Annotated in this window: 10 protein-coding genes and 1 pseudogene; 7 read left to right on the top strand and 4 right to left on the bottom strand. The window is 44.6% G+C overall.

Going from position 1 to position 13,648, the window contains the following annotated elements:
* Positions 1–243 precede the first annotated feature (243 nt).
* The gene (locus V7K53_RS20840) at positions 244–1,500 is read left to right on the top strand and encodes an FAD-dependent hydroxylase (RefSeq protein ID WP_335199400.1); all 1,257 of its coding nucleotides are present in this window, start codon (positions 244–246) and stop codon (positions 1,498–1,500) included.
* A 34-nt stretch (positions 1,501–1,534) separates the two neighbouring features.
* Here the strand turns inward: V7K53_RS20840 and V7K53_RS20845 are convergent, their stop codons facing one another.
* Positions 1,535–3,058: a site-2 protease family protein gene (locus V7K53_RS20845; protein WP_335199505.1), complete on the bottom strand. Its 1,524-nt coding sequence runs from the start codon at positions 3,056–3,058 to the stop codon at positions 1,535–1,537.
* Positions 3,059–3,251: 193 nt separating this feature from the next.
* Here V7K53_RS20845 and V7K53_RS20850 point away from each other — a divergent pair, with 193 nt between their 5' ends.
* The gene (locus V7K53_RS20850) at positions 3,252–3,983 is read left to right on the top strand and encodes an MBL fold metallo-hydrolase (protein ID WP_335199507.1); all 732 of its coding nucleotides are present in this window, start codon (positions 3,252–3,254) and stop codon (positions 3,981–3,983) included.
* A gap of 285 nt (positions 3,984–4,268) precedes the next feature.
* Here V7K53_RS20850 and dnaG read toward each other — a convergent pair whose 3' ends face one another.
* Positions 4,269–6,272 carry a DNA primase gene (dnaG, locus tag V7K53_RS20855; RefSeq protein ID WP_335199508.1) on the bottom strand — a complete coding sequence of 668 codons (2,004 nt, stop codon included), beginning with the start codon at positions 6,270–6,272 and terminating at the stop codon, positions 4,269–4,271.
* Positions 6,273–6,437: 165 nt separating this feature from the next.
* Between dnaG and tftA the strand changes: the two genes are divergently transcribed.
* Positions 6,438–7,790, top strand: coding sequence for a hormogonium tapered terminus morphoprotein TftA (tftA, locus tag V7K53_RS20860; protein ID WP_335199401.1), 1,353 nt, complete (start codon positions 6,438–6,440; stop codon positions 7,788–7,790).
* Here tftA and V7K53_RS20865 read toward each other — a convergent pair.
* Positions 7,730–8,026 (bottom strand): hypothetical protein, encoded by a 297-nt coding sequence (locus V7K53_RS20865; RefSeq protein ID WP_335199402.1) that lies wholly within the window; start codon positions 8,024–8,026, stop codon positions 7,730–7,732. The two genes, tftA and V7K53_RS20865, sit on opposite strands and share 61 nt — an antisense overlap.
* A 136-nt stretch (positions 8,027–8,162) precedes the next feature.
* Between V7K53_RS20865 and V7K53_RS20870 the strand changes: the two are divergent.
* From V7K53_RS20870 to V7K53_RS20885, 4 genes and pseudogenes are all read left to right on the top strand, one after another.
* A pseudogene (locus tag V7K53_RS20870) lies at positions 8,163–8,357 on the top strand (transposase); the annotation flags it as partial.
* A gap of 155 nt (positions 8,358–8,512) precedes the next feature.
* On the top strand, positions 8,513–9,394 hold the full coding sequence (locus V7K53_RS20875; RefSeq protein WP_335199404.1) for a TauD/TfdA dioxygenase family protein: 882 nt from the start codon (positions 8,513–8,515) through the stop codon (positions 9,392–9,394).
* Positions 9,395–9,928: 534 nt separating this feature from the next.
* Positions 9,929–11,005, top strand: a complete 1,077-nt coding sequence (locus tag V7K53_RS20880) for an aliphatic sulfonate ABC transporter substrate-binding protein (protein ID WP_335199405.1) — start codon at positions 9,929–9,931, stop codon at positions 11,003–11,005.
* A 201-nt stretch (positions 11,006–11,206) separates the two neighbouring features.
* A complete protein-coding gene (locus V7K53_RS20885) occupies positions 11,207–12,478 on the top strand; it encodes an MFS transporter (protein WP_335199407.1) in 1,272 nt (423 codons plus the stop codon).
* On the opposite strand, the gene V7K53_RS20890 is transcribed toward V7K53_RS20885, so the two are convergent.
* Positions 12,475–13,578, bottom strand: a complete 1,104-nt coding sequence (locus V7K53_RS20890; protein ID WP_335199409.1) for an LLM class flavin-dependent oxidoreductase — start codon at positions 13,576–13,578, stop codon at positions 12,475–12,477. The two genes, V7K53_RS20885 and V7K53_RS20890, sit on opposite strands and share 4 nt — an antisense overlap.
* Positions 13,579–13,648 lie beyond the last annotated feature (70 nt).

Here is a 13,648-nt window from a genome sequence, read left to right on the forward strand (position 1 = left end):
CGTGTCAGTTTTACCCCACCCTAACCCTCCCCTTGGAAAGGGGAGGGAACTAAATTTACTGTTTCCCCCCAATGCATCGGGGGGATTAAGGGGGGTAATTTGACTTGTGTGTACACCGTAGCTCAAACTTGGGAGAGAAGGGGTTAGGGGATGAGGGCTGTCTTTAATTTTGAATTGTTAACTTGCTCAAGAAGGCGCGATCGCGTCAAAATAAGAGTTAAGACGCTGTAATCTAACTTAACAATGACCATAACGCAGCTTGAGCAAATTTCCCCTCAACTAACACCGCCAAATGAGCGGGGATATGAATACGATCTGGTAATTGTCGGCGGTGGGATTATTGGGTTAACTCTAGCCTCTGCTTTAAAAGATTCTGGTTTGAGTATTTTGCTGATTGAGGCAAAAGTGGCATCAGCGGCGGTAGCGAAGGGACAAGCGTATGCAGTTCACAAACTTTCGTCGCTGATTTATGAAGGAATTGGTGTTTGGGACAAAATGTTGCCGCAAATCGCCAAGTATTGCCGAGTCCGTCTTTCGGATGCCGATCATCCCGATGTGGTGGAATTTACCACAGATGATATAAATACAGCAGAGTTGGGTTATGTGGCGGAACACCAAGCTTTGTTGCAGCCGTTGCAAGAGTTTGTCCAAGATTGCCCAAATGTGACTTATCTGTGTCCGGCAGAAGTGGTAAATACGCAATACCAGCAGAATATAGTCGCCATCGAGATAAAAATTGCCGATCGCCTAAAGACAGTTCGCAGCAAATTAGTTGTAGCAGCAGATGGATCGCGATCGCCAATTCGGCAAGCGGCTGGAATCAAAACTTCGGGTTGGAAATATTGGCAATCTTGCATCGTCGCCTTTGTCAAACCAGAAAAACCCCACAATAACACCGCTTACGAAAGATTCTGGTCTAGCGGCCCCTTTGCGATTTTACCTTTACCGGGGAACCGTTGCCGCATTGTCTGGACTGCCCCTCATGAAGAAGCAAAAGCTTTGTGTGCTTTAAATGACGAGCAATTTTTGGCAGAACTAACCCGCCGCTATGGCGATCAGATGGGAAAATTGGAATTACTAGGCGATCGCTTTGTTTTTCAAGTACAACTCATGCAAAGCGATCGCTACGTTCTCCCCCGACTGGCATTAATTGGTGATGCAGCACACAATTGCCATCCCGTCGGCGGACAAGGTTTAAATTTGGGCATTCGGGATGCAGCGGCTTTGGCGCAAGTAATTCAAGCAGCGCACAAAGCGGGTAAAGATATTGGCCATATTCAGATTCTCAAAGGTTATGAACGCTGGCGCAAGCTAGAGAATCTGACAATTTTAGGTTTCACCGATTTGTTAGATCGGATGTTCTCTAATAATTTCTTCCCTGTAGTAGTGGTTCGTCGCTTGGGTTTATGGTTTTTGCAGCGAGTACCTATATTAAAAGTATTTATGCTGAAATTGATGATTGGCTTGAAGGGGCGAACTCCAGAGTTAGCAAAACGATAAGGCTTAAGAACGCGATGGCTGATATGTTTACTTTTTAAATTTGCAAAAAGTTAGCGATCGCTTGCGGTAATGGCAGAATAATTACAATCAACAAAGCCATTGCCAGTAACCCCCAAACGTCACGTTTGTTATCCAATTCAGTGACATCATTCAGCGCAGGTTCATCAATCAACGGCATAAATAATAAGATAATCGCCCACACCAAAAATTCTTCCCGAACTAAAGAAAGTAGCAGCAACAACACGCGAGCAATTTGACCAATTACGATCGCAGTTCGTTGTCCAAACATCGCATGGACAATGTGACCTCCATCTAATTGTCCCACAGGCATTAAATTTAAGGCTGTGACAATTAGTCCTAAGAAACCTGCTACTGCAACTGGATGCAAATCGAGGGCTGATTTTGCTGTTAACTCACTTCCCAAAGCTAACTTTGAGAGTATAGCCAGTAAAATTGAATACTTCGGATTGAGAGCATCAGGATTTAAAAGTCGGGTTTTTTCAGTCAGCGAAACCACGTCAGAATGAGCCAAACCCCATATTAGTAATGGCAAGGTAATAACAAAACCTGCAATTGGCCCAGCGATACTAATATCAAATAAAGCTTTGCGGTTAGGAATGGGACTACGCATCTGAATAAATGCGCCAAATGTTCCCAAGAAGAAAGGCACGGGAATAAAGTAAGGCAAGGTCGAGCGAATCTTGTAAAATTTAGCTGTTAAATAATGCCCAAGTTCGTGAGTGCCCAAAATAGCCATCAGCCCTAAAGCATAAGGCAATCCTTTGAATAGGACATCTGGGTTAGATAGAAGTTTGAACAAAGATCCAATTTGCCAAATAGGCGGCAAAGTAACACCAGCATTTTCCACTCCCACCAAGGTAGTAGTGATCAAAGTAGCTGCTACCAGCATCAGCGCTAATCCTGGACGAGTTAATCGTTCTTGGTTGCGTCGTGGTGTATCTGTCTGTTTAGCAGCTTGAGTGTTGGGAACCAGGACAAAGAAAGGTTTGCCATTAAAGCCTTCTTGAAAAATCAGCAAGAAGCGATCGCCAAATTGTGCTTCAATATTAGTTTTAATCTGCTGGTAAGCGTTGCTGGCTTTAGTTCGCAACTGACCCCGGCAAATCACAGATTGTGGACGATACTCAATATTTTGAACGTAGTATACAGACCAAGGAAAACAATTTCGCAGTTGAGTTTCTTCGGCTGGTTCAATGGGACGCACTATTGGTTCTGGGATAGGCTGGATAGTTGGTTGTGATTCTGAGGCTGGGGTTTGGGCTTCGTCTGTCTGTGTATCTCTTGGTACTTGACGCCCCCATTGAAACAACGCCCAGTACAAGACTGTGCAGACAAATACCGACCAGAGAATCAGCCCTGGCGGTGGAGGTTGTTTCGCCCCGTAGATTAGCGTCCATCCACTCAACAGGAATGCTGGTGTCATTAAAACCAGCCACAACAACCATACTGGTGTGCGGGTGATGTGAGCAACGCTGCGCTGCACCATTAGATAAGTAGCAAGCCCCAGCAGGAGGATAAACAGAAACCAAAATGCCATGTTCTCTTCAGTAATTTTGACAAAACGCCCCACCAGTAGCTTCAGCACCATAGCATTAACTACAAGGCAGACCTCAAATCCCAATTTTTTTCACAACGGTTAACAGTGTTGGTTAAGGCTCAAGTTTCAATTCTTGAGCATTTCCGCACTGTCATCAAATTGTCCACAACTCCTCAGTTTCGGTTCTTTGATTATGTGCCCTTTACCTCAACAGCCAAGTCATACAACTAAGCCACCACGGGCTGTCTTCCCTGACGAAGTTCTGAGCGGAGGTTCTCTGCAATCGGACTTCGCACAAGAGAGCATTTTTGCCTTTCCACCCAATCGGGACACATTAGGGGGAACCTCTTATTTTATTGTAAGAAATGAAGGCAATATCCTCATAGATTGCCCTGCATTAGAACAAACAAATCAAGATTTTTTGCGATCGCATGGAGGCGTGCGTTGGTTATTTATCACTCATCGCGGTGCTATCGGCAAGACTGCTGAATTTCAGCAAGCCTTTGGCTGTGAGGTGCTGATTCAAGAGCAAGAAGCGTATTTATTACCAGGCTTAACCGTAACTACTTTTAGACAAGAATTTACTATTGATGCAGCTACACAAGTAATTTGGACACCAGGACATTCTCCCGGCTCATCTTGTCTATACTACAGCGAACTTGGAGGTATATTATTTTCTGGTCGCCATTTACTCCCTAATCAGCACGGTCAAGCAGTACCATTACGGACAGCTAAAACCTTTCACTGGCCAAGGCAAATTCAGAGTCTTCGATTATTGTTAGAACGTTTTACACCAGAAACTCTACAGTATATTTGTCCTGGTGCTAATACAGGCTTTCTTAGAGGTAAGCGAGTTATAGATCGAGCTTATCAACACCTCGCCTCTCTGGATTTACCAGATTTGCTGGGAATACAACCCCTTTAGAGGCCAATACGGTTCAGTTAAGCCAGAAAAATAAATTTGCGTAGGTTGGGTTGAGGAACGAAACCCAACATTTACGGGCATTTGTTGGGTTTCACTTTGTTCAACCCAACCTACAATTATCCTTAACTGAACCGTATTGCTTTAGAGGCAGCATGGCTGTTGAGAACCGCAAGGATGAAATTTTGTCAAGACAGCAGTTTTCATGTATTTGAAGCACACCTGTCGTAGGGGCGCAAGGCTTTGCGCCCCTACTAATCAAGATTTAGGTTGAGCGTGAGTGCAAGGCTACAACAACTCAGTGATGGAAAATAAGCGTTGTCGATCTATTTGTTGAAGCTTGATTTTTTCCGCGTAAAAAGCCTGATAATAATATTGATATCGCTCTGGTTCGGCTTCTGGATCGGTTTGTTGCCATAGTTCCAAAAAGTGGCGATAGCGTTTTTCAAGCATTACTAAATCCATACAAGCGATCGCAGCTTGAACTACTTGCGGAGTCCGCAGTATTTCTTTTTGGTTTTTTTCATCCACATGAAATAAATGGGAAATTAACCCGATCTCGCTATCAAATTCTAAAAACCGATCTTGGAGACGGGAAATTAAATTTGGTAGAGACGCAAAGTTTTTCGTCTCTCCATCACCGGATGAAATTTCTAAAATCTGTTGCCATAAAAATCGGTGGTGGGAAAGACTAAATTGCAAATCTCGCTCCTCTAGTTCGTCAACAATCATTTGACGCTGTTCGGGACAATGCAAGTAAATTCGCAATAATAATGCCTCTGCGTGTTCTAAAAGGCTGCGTTCTGTCGGGAGTGGGGAGTTGGAACTTGTACTGAGCGACTTGCCCTGAGCGGAGTCGAAGGGAGCCGAAGTAATGGAGAGTGGGGATTTACCACCTCCCCATGCTTTCTTCGCTGATACGGGCTTAGAATATGTCGCCGCAGCCGGAGCAATTTGAGTTAGCAGATTTTCGACTCTTAGAGGTATAAGCCTGGTATCTCCTAAACTGAGTATTTCTGCACAGTAAGAAACGTAATAGTTGCGTGTATCGCTGTTAGCTATATTTTTAAGTAATTTGACTATTTGCTGAGTTACTTGTTGAAAATCAGTAGCCTGTTTTAAATCTCGGTCTTGAATAATTTGCTGAATCTGCCAGTCTAGCCAAAGTGGCGCATTTTTTAGCAGTTCTCCATAATCTTCTGGAGTGTGACTATGCAAATATTCATCAGCATCTTTGCCATCGGGTAAATTGAGAATTTTTAGCTGAACTTCGCCCTTGTATGCCAGTTCGGCAATTTCACCAATCGCCCGTTCGGTGGCATTGGTTCCAGCTTTATCAGCATCAAAGTTGAGTACTAATTGTTTCGATTCGGTGTAGCGTAATATTAAGCGGACTTGTTCTAAGCTTAAAGCTGTGCCGAGTGAGGCGATGGCGTTATTAATACCAGCGGCGTGAAGAGCGATCGCATCAAAATATCCCTCTACCACCACGGCTCGATCGAGTTTAGAAATTCCATCTTTGGCTCGATCGAGGGCAAATAATGTTTTACCTTTACTAAAAAGTTCGGTTTCGGGTGAATTCAGATATTTAGGCTGTTCATCAGTCAGAGTTCTCCCACCAAAGGCAATGACGCGCCCTTGAACATCACGAATGGGAATCATGAGGCGATCGCGAAATACATCATAATACCCGCCCCCTTCCCGGCGTGGCTTAATCAATCCCGCTTTTTCCAGTATTTGCACTGGGTAATGTTTATCTTCCACTAAATAACGATAAAGAGTTTCCCAACCTGCGGGGGCATAACCTAAACCAAATTGCTGTATAGTTTCTTCTTTGAATTGGCGGTTAGATTGCAAATATTGAAGTGCTTTTTGCCCTTGCGATTGTCTCAAGGCGTGTTGATAAAACTGTGCGGAGGAAGCCAAAACTTCATACAACTGCTCGCGCAAAGATAGCTGACGCTGTAATTCTTGGCGTTGTTCGGGTTCGAGAGTTTGCACAGGTACTTGGTAACGCCGTGCTAAATCCAGCACCACATCAGCAAAAGAACGCTTTCCCAACTCCATGACAAACTTAATGGCATTTCCCCCAGCTTGACAGCCAAAGCAATAGTACATTTGCTTAGTCTGGCTGACGGTGAAACTGGGAGATTTCTCATCATGGAAAGGGCACAAACCGACAAAATCCTTTCCTCGTTTGCGTAAAACTACGTATTCCGAGACGACATCTACAATATCAGCCCGTAGTTTAACTTCCTCAATTGTGTCTGGGTGCAAGCGGGGGATTTGCATGGCTTTGTTATTAGTCATTGGTCATTGGTCATTGGTCATGAACTTTGGAGAAATACCAAAGGACAAATGACTTTAAACTTCTGATAGCTATTATATTCTTGTTGCCAGACCAAGAATGATGTATACAATTGCTTAGACTTAATTTTATCAGAGGAAATACTGAAAATGGGGCGTATTTTTATATCAGCAGCTCATGGAGGCAAAGAAGCGGGAGGAATAGATCGAGGTGCGATCGCAGGTGGTACAACTGAAGCAAAAGAAATGATTCTGCTGCGGGATTTGATTGTTACGGAACTAAGGGCGCGGAGTTTGGAAATTTTGGCGGTTCCTGATGACTTGAGCGCCGCCCAAACTATCACCTGGATCAATTCCCGCGGCCGCCGGGGTGATGTCGCCCTAGAAATTGCAGCTAATGCGGCTAACAGCCCTTCTGTGCGTGGGGCTAGCGTTTTCTACATTGCTAATAATAGCGATCGCAAGAGTAATGCTGAACAGTTACTAGTGGGATTGTTGCGCCGCGTACCCCAATTACCGAATCGGGGAGTCAAGCCAGATACAGATAGTGGATTGGGTAGTTTAGCATTCTGTCGTCAGACAACGCTGCCAGCTTTGGTAATGCAAGTGGGGTTTCTCAGCAATCCAGAAGATCGGGCTTTACTGCAAACTCGTCGCCGCGATTTTGCTTTGGGAATTGTCGATGGATTAGTAACTTGGAGTCGTGTGATTGACCCCACTCCTGGAACTCCGACAGAAGCAAATTATCCACCAATTAATATTAATATTAACGGACAAAGTTACACAGAGCAAGGAGTTTTAGTTAATGGTAATGCTTACATCCCCATTGATTTAGTAGACCTTCTCCGAATTGACCTTTCAAAAGCAGCTAATGTCAATAAAATTACCTATCACAAAATAGTTTATGTCAAAGCCATCGAACTACGAGATTTTAATGTTGCAGTTAATTGGGATGCGGCAACGCGTACTGTTAGCTTACGCTCGAATTTAGCGGTTTGCCCTGGTCAATTTTCGCGGGTAATGTCGAACGGTAATACTTCCGAAATACAGTTACAATTATTCCTCAGAAACAATAATGAAAATGCCTTAACAAAGTTTCCTGACATCCCCAAACTTTATCGGGAAGAAGCAGGTATAGAAGGAGTGAACTATGATATTGCCTTTTGCCAAATGTGTGTAGAAACTGGATTTTTACGGTTTGGTGGCGATATTAGACCTGAGCAAAATAACTTTGCAGGCTTAGGTGCGATCGGTGGCGGTTCGGAGGCTGCATCTTTTCCAAGTGCGAGAATTGGAGTCAGGGCGCACATCCAACATTTGAAAGCTTACGCCAGTTTAGAACCTTTGGTACAAGAAGTCGTAGATCCAAGGTTTCGTTTTGTCACACGCGGGATTGCGCCATTAATCGATCAGCTATCAGGGCGGTGGTCAGCAGATTTGGATTATAGTACAAAGATTTCAGCAATGCTCAAACGATTATATGAATCAGCTGGACTTCTTTGAGTCAGGAAAGGAAAATTACTCAGGTTCTGCAATGTGCGATCGCCTATAGTAGACGGAACGCCATCGCAAACACGATCTGCCTCAGCTGTTTTTTGACAAACTGCTAACCGTTGATTCCACAAACTCAGTTGCAATAGCTTCACCATTTCGCCAACGTTCTTCATAGTTGGGGATATATAGCAGATTTCAAAGTTGTGAGGTACAGAAATACTCCAGCCGCATATTGCTGTAAACATTGGTTTACTTTTTGCCAGTCAAAATGGTCAAGCATTAACTATTGGCGTAGTTCGTATATCTCTTCAATATTAGACTTCTTAACATTGTCGGGAAAAGGTAAATTCAAACCCTTTCCCCCTTAACGAAAAATATTGATTTTATAAGGGTGGACAGATTGAGCAGTTGCTTGAAGCGGCAGGTTGTGAGATTTGGTACTTGCCACCTTATTCACCTGACTTGAATAAGATTGAGCGATGTTGGGCTTGGCTCAAGAGCCGGATTCGAAAGCAGCTAGACCGTTTTCTAACTTTGCGAGAGGCTATGGAGCATATCCTTCACCTAGCATCCTAACTAAAGTGGCGACGGCTATACCGAGTATTTCTGCTTTGATTCAGCAATCGAAAAATATAATCATTGTATACTACTGTAAATCTATCGGTTTAGTGTATTATTTTGAGAGCTACCATCGCTTCCTTACCAACTACAAAGTACAAGGAGAAATTTTTATGACATTTACTGCAACACGAATTGAGATTACGCCTAGTGGAGCAGCTTTAGGAGCAGTTGTTACTGGTGTTGACGCCAGTATTGCAGCAGAACCAGAAGTAATCTTGCAACTTAAGCAGGCGTGGCGCGATCATCACATCCTCATCTTCAAAAATCAACAATTGACTGACGACCAATTATTAGCGTTTGCGAATTACTTTGGCGACATTCTCCAACAGCCTGCTTATATCCGTAAAGGAGAAACCGAGCCGTACCTGCCGCCTCTTGTTCTTACCCTTGCAAATGCTGCCTCTGAAGAAAGTTCCGTCAATGTTGCACCTAACTATCGTAAACTTTTACCCCATATCGATCATGACTGGTTGCCTACACCATCTAGCGGTTCATTTTTATATGGGGTAGAACTGCCTGAGAATGGTCCTGATACCTATTGGGTGAATTTGATTCAGGCTTACGAAGAACTAGATGATCTTACTAAAAAGCAGATTGCTGGCTTGCAGCTACGCCATTTTAATTTCTATGGCAAGTATCGGGATGAGTATCCTGAGCCTGGCTACGCAGCTGGTCGTTCCGTTGAACCCGGTGAACAAGTTGCTACCCATCCTTTAGTTCGCACTCACCCGGATACTGGCAAGAAAGTTCTCTTCTTAAATGCCGCTAGCGAGGTAGATATTGTTGATTACGACCCAGTGGAAGGGGCAAAGCTAATTGAGCGGTTGCGGGAACACATTAAGCAACCCCACTTTGTTTATCAACACCACTGGAGTAAGGGCGACCTGCTTTATTGGGACAACCAAGCTACAGCTCACTATCGTCCCGAATTTAATTCCAACGCAACCCGTGTTTTGAAGCGGGTTAGCATCGCAGGAAGCCGTCCTTTCTAAAGTTCAGCTAGTAGTCTGCCAACCCAAAATTGTTAGGTGAGGGCTGGGAAAAGGGGAAAGGTTAAAGGTTAAAGGAGTAAACATCTTTTCCCTTTCCCCTTTGCCCTTTACCCCGCCAAGTTTCCTTGGCGAACTACTAGTTAAAGGTTGTGAATTCTTTCAGATACCAAAATTTACTCCTCCTTTCCCTTTCCACTTTAGAGAGTAGAGGGGGAAACCTAGTGGTCTGCCATGCCAACGCAAAATTGCGCTTGTGGAGTCGGCAGAGGAGCAGGGGAGCAGAGGAGAGATTTGTACAAGTTCTTTCCCCTCTGCACCTCGGTAACTGAGCGCAGCCTTTCGTAGAGAAGTGCTGCCCCTCTGCTTGCCACCACGCAAAGTTTGTGTGTGTGGCAAACCACTAGTTTTAACACCACCGGATGCGATTGGATATAGCTTTCTTAGCAGGGATAGAAGCTCTAATCGATTCGGTCAGTTTGCAGAGATTTTGCTCCCACCGTATCAGCGTCAGTCAAAATGAGGAGATAGAAAGCTATGGTCAGATTGCAAATTGGAAAGCACTCAATATCTAGGCGTGATTTACTTTACACTTTTTATGGATTAATGTCTTTTACTGCCTTAGTCAGTTGTGGAACAAACAACGGCAGCACAGGCAATAACAGCAACACAACCTTGAGTGCTAATGCCACTAGTAACAATAAAGATAGTACCAAGTTGGTTCGACTTGGCTACCAAGTTTCTGGGGACATAACACACGAAAAAGGCGCGATCGAAAAACGCTTGGCTCCTCAAGGAATAAGTGTTACCTGGTCTCAATTTGTGTCTGGACCACCACTCTTAGAAGCCTTAAATGTGGGTAGCATTGACCTTGGGCCTGCTGGCGAAACGCCACCCATTTTTGCTCAGGCAGCTGGAACTAATTTGATCTATGTAGTTAATACCCCACCAGGTACTGGAGAAGGTTCCGCAATTGTTGTGCTAAAGGATTCTCCAATCCAAACATTGGCAGGTCTTAAAGGTAAAAAAGTTGCTTATTCTAGAGGGACAGCTCAGACCTTTTTTGTGGTGAAGGCTTTTGAAGAGGTAGGGCTAAAAATCAGTGATATTGAATCAGTAAATCTACCTATTGCAGATGGAAGAGCAGCGTTTTTGAACAAGACGGTTGATGCCTTTGTAGAAAGCGATCCTAGTCTAATCAAGCTGCAACGGGAAGGCACTATTCGGGTCTTACGAGACGCCCAAGGAATTAAGACGCCAGGAGCTTATTACCTAGCTTCACGAGATTTTGCAATTAATAATGCTGAACTCTTGAAAGCAATTTTGTCAGAGTACTACCAAGTTGGGCAGTGGGCAAACAAAAACAGGCGGGCTGCTGCGGAAATCCTCGCACCGAAGGTCAAGACTGATGTCGATACTATGGAGTTGGCGCTGACGAGAAGAAAATATGATATGAGACCAATTACTGAGGAAGTAATTAGCGCTCAACAAAAGGTTGCGGATCTTCTGTATGAACTGAAACTTGTGCCAAAACAAGTTGATGTTAAAGGGGCAACCTTAACTGCCCAGCAGTATGCAGCGATTACACCAGATGCCGTTAGGAATAAGGCTTAACCTTTGAATCAGCAAGCTTGCTACAAAAACAGACGCAATGCCCTTCTCTACGAGACGCTCCGCGTAGCTTGCTTCCCCGGAGGGGTACGACAGGCTCAGGGTAAGACCTGCGGCGATAAACTACGCAATTATCCTATAATTATTAGGCAAACTAAGTATTAGATAGCCTAATACTTAGTAAAACACAATAGAACTTTCCTGATGAAAATTTGGAACAGACAACTAGGCGATCGCGTAAGTAATATCATTTACCAGCATTTACCCGCCTTTCGCTGGCGTAACTTTCGGCTGTTTTTTGGGGGACAGTTACTATCAATGTCTGGGACATTTATGACCCAGCAGTTAACTATTCCTTGGCTGGTATATGAATTGACTCAATCGGCTTGGTTGTTGGGAATTGCAGGGTTTGTGCAATTTTTACCGACGTTATTAGTGATTCCGTTTTCGGGTGTATTGTCCGATCGCTGGAGTCGTCGTGACTTGTTAATGCTGGTGCAGATATTGGGAATTAGCGTTTCCCTGACTTTAACGATTCTTACCTTTACAAATTGGATTACCTTTCCCATCCTATTGGTACTGAGCGTTCTCAATGGTTTCCTCAAGGGATTAGATATGCCTGTGCGTCATACAATCGTCACCGAAACAGTAGGCGATCGCGCCGATTGGGGTAATGCGATCGCTTTGAATTCAGTGATGTTAAGTTCCTCGCTTGTATTGGGGCCGGCTATGGGCGGGATTTTGATTGCGACGCTAGGGGTAAAATATTGTTTTCTCTACGATACCTTCAGCTATATCCCTGCCATCTTTACCCTGCTAGCGATGCGGCTGAAAGTCAGACCCACACAGACCCTGACGAGCCTTGGCGATACTTTGCAGAAATTGCGGGAGGGCTTTGAATATGTCTCCAAATTCCAGCCGATTAGAGCAATTTTATTAATACTGGCGTTACAAGGTTTAGTCGGGATGTCTCATATCTCGCTCATGCCCATCTTCGCGGCTAAGATTTTAAATGGGGATGCAACTACGATGGCTCACCTCAGCACCTCAGCGCCCATTGGCTCGTTGTTTGCTTGTTTGTATCTGAGTGTTAGGCGAGGGATTGCAGGCTTAGAGCGTTTGATTGTAGTCGCTCAAGTTTTGATTGGGATAAGTTTGATTTGCTTCTCACTATCGCGTCAAGTTGGATTATCCATAATCATACTGGTGTTTACAGGCTGCTTTTCCATCCTCCTGATTACCAGTAGTAATATGATTATCCAAACCCTAGTTGCTGAAGATAAGCGCGGACGGGTGATGAGTTTTTATGCCCTAGCAATGGTGGGTATGATGCCCTTTGGGAATCTGTTGGCTGGAACTTTAGCACATAATTTTGGTGCAACTAATGCCTTGATTGTCTGTGGCAGTCTGAGTATCTTAGGTACGCTATGGTTCTCTACACAACTGCCAGCAGTGAGGCGTTGGATCGATCGCTAAACCCCGACTCCAACTGTTTGCCGTTCTCGTCGCGCGACTTCCGCACGTACTAAAGGAATGACATCACGCCCATAAGCGATCGCATCCTCTAAAGGATCAAAGCCCCGGATCAACAAGGTAGTCACACCTGCATCGTAATAATCAACCAAAGCCTCTGCTACTTGTTCTGGTGTACCCACTAGAGCAGTAGTGTTACCTGCCGCACCAGTAGCTGCTGCGATCGGTGTCCATAGACGTTTATCGTAAATCTCATTTTTGGCGGCAAAATCTAGCAGACGTTGCGATCCTACCGCCTGGGGTCTAGCTGGTGGGGTAGCTAATTTCGTCCCTCCTCGCAACTTTTGAATTCGCACTAAAATACTATGTGCTTTTTCCCAAGCCTCTTGTTCTGTAGCACCAAGAATCGGTCGCAAAGAGACGCTGAAGCGAATGGAGCGATCGGGTGGTAAGGCAGCACGTACCTCTGCGATTCGTTCTTTAACTGCGGCAATTGGCTCACCCCACAAGGCATAAACGTTACTATGTTTGGCTCCTACCTGTACTGCTGACCCAGATGCACCACCAAAATAAAGCGGGATATAGGGCTTTTGCAGCGGCTTGATCGCAGAGAAAGCATCCTTGATACGGTAAAATTCACCTTCGTAGTCAAAGGGAGTGTCGCTTGTCCAGACGCGACGAACAATTTCTAAATATTCATCGGTGCGACGGTAACGGCTATCATGATCCAGCCAGTCGCCATCTTTCTGCTGGTCAGCATCACTGCCACCAGTAATGATATGTATTGCAATCCGACCGTTAGTAAAATGGTCAAGGGTAGCTGCCTTGCGAGCTGCCAAAGTTGGTGCGACAAAACCCGGACGATGAGCAATTAAAAAACCCAATCGCTCGGTTGCTGAAGCTGCGAAACTAGCAACAGTCAAACCATCAGGGCTACTAGAACTATAGCCAATCAATACTTTGTCAAAGCCTCCTTCTTCATGGGCTTTGGCAAATTCACGAACATAAGCTGTATCAATGATGTCATCGCCCAGACCACCTGATGCACTATTTAATTCCGAAGTCGGTTTTGTCCGAATCAATCCAATAAATTCAATTGGCATAATTAATTGTCCTGAAAATGTTGGTGAGCAGAGGAAGCAGGGGGGCGGGGGAGCAGAGGAGAAGTTGCAG

Source organism: Nostoc sp. (genome assembly GCF_036917355.1).
In the GTDB taxonomy this organism is placed as follows: Bacteria; Cyanobacteriota; Cyanobacteriia; order Cyanobacteriales; family Nostocaceae; genus Nostoc.

Excerpts from the sequence above, each read along its gene's own strand:
- dnaG (WP_335199508.1), bottom strand. The coding sequence starts at position 6,272 with ATGCAAATCCCCCGCTTGCACCCAGACACAATTGAGGAAGTTAAACTA.
- tftA (WP_335199401.1), top strand. The coding sequence starts at position 6,438 with ATGGGGCGTATTTTTATATCAGCAGCTCATGGAGGCAAAGAAGCGGGA.
- V7K53_RS20850 (WP_335199507.1), top strand. The coding sequence starts at position 3,252 with ATGTGCCCTTTACCTCAACAGCCAAGTCATACAACTAAGCCACCACGG.
- V7K53_RS20875 (WP_335199404.1), top strand. The coding sequence starts at position 8,513 with ATGACATTTACTGCAACACGAATTGAGATTACGCCTAGTGGAGCAGCT.
- V7K53_RS20840 (WP_335199400.1), top strand. The coding sequence starts at position 244 with ATGACCATAACGCAGCTTGAGCAAATTTCCCCTCAACTAACACCGCCA.
- V7K53_RS20865 (WP_335199402.1), bottom strand. The coding sequence starts at position 8,026 with ATGTTTACAGCAATATGCGGCTGGAGTATTTCTGTACCTCACAACTTT.
- V7K53_RS20845 (WP_335199505.1), bottom strand. The coding sequence starts at position 3,058 with ATGGCATTTTGGTTTCTGTTTATCCTCCTGCTGGGGCTTGCTACTTAT.
- V7K53_RS20880 (WP_335199405.1), top strand. The coding sequence starts at position 9,929 with ATGGTCAGATTGCAAATTGGAAAGCACTCAATATCTAGGCGTGATTTA.
- V7K53_RS20890 (WP_335199409.1), bottom strand. The coding sequence starts at position 13,578 with ATGCCAATTGAATTTATTGGATTGATTCGGACAAAACCGACTTCGGAA.
- V7K53_RS20885 (WP_335199407.1), top strand. The coding sequence starts at position 11,207 with ATGAAAATTTGGAACAGACAACTAGGCGATCGCGTAAGTAATATCATT.